At 44.5% G+C, this 465-nt stretch carries 2 protein-coding genes; both read left to right on the top strand.

The window, feature by feature from the left end; genetic code table 11:
* Positions 1-185 (top strand): hypothetical protein (locus NE664_13730; GenBank protein ID MCQ4727693.1); only part of this gene is annotated, 185 nt, incomplete at its 5' end.
* 5 nt (positions 186-190) lie between these two features.
* On the top strand, positions 191-465 hold a 275-nt coding region (locus tag NE664_13735), incomplete at its 3' end, for a sugar ABC transporter permease (GenBank protein MCQ4727694.1).

Here is a 465-nt window from a genome sequence, read left to right on the forward strand (position 1 = left end):
ATATACTGCCGGCAATAAGAGCAGAGAACAGGCAATCACAGACTTTAAACAGCAGGTGGCCGATAATCTGGATATTATTGTGGAGTAAGCGGCGGGGCGTTGTATCAGAAATACAGCACCCGATATCGAACACCATCATGGGGAGGACGGCAGTTTCTGTCCTCCCTGATTTTACAGGGAGGTAATAACGATGAAACGCAAACGATTGAGATATGCGAAATGGGGCTACATATTCTGTGCTCCGTTTGTACTGGGATTTCTGATCTTTTCCCTGTATCCCATTATCTTTACCGGGGTGATCGGATTTACGGATTTTAAGGGAATGGGAGCCGTGGATTTTAACTTTCTGGAAGATCCGTTTCAGAACTTTAAAACGGTGCTTACCAATCCTTCATTTAAAAAAGCGTTCGGCAACAACATTCACATATGGCTGTTTAATTTTGTTCCCCAGATTGGCCTGGCCCT

Source organism: Anaerotignum faecicola, from assembly GCA_024460105.1.
GTDB lineage: Bacteria > Bacillota > Clostridia > Lachnospirales > Anaerotignaceae > JANFXS01.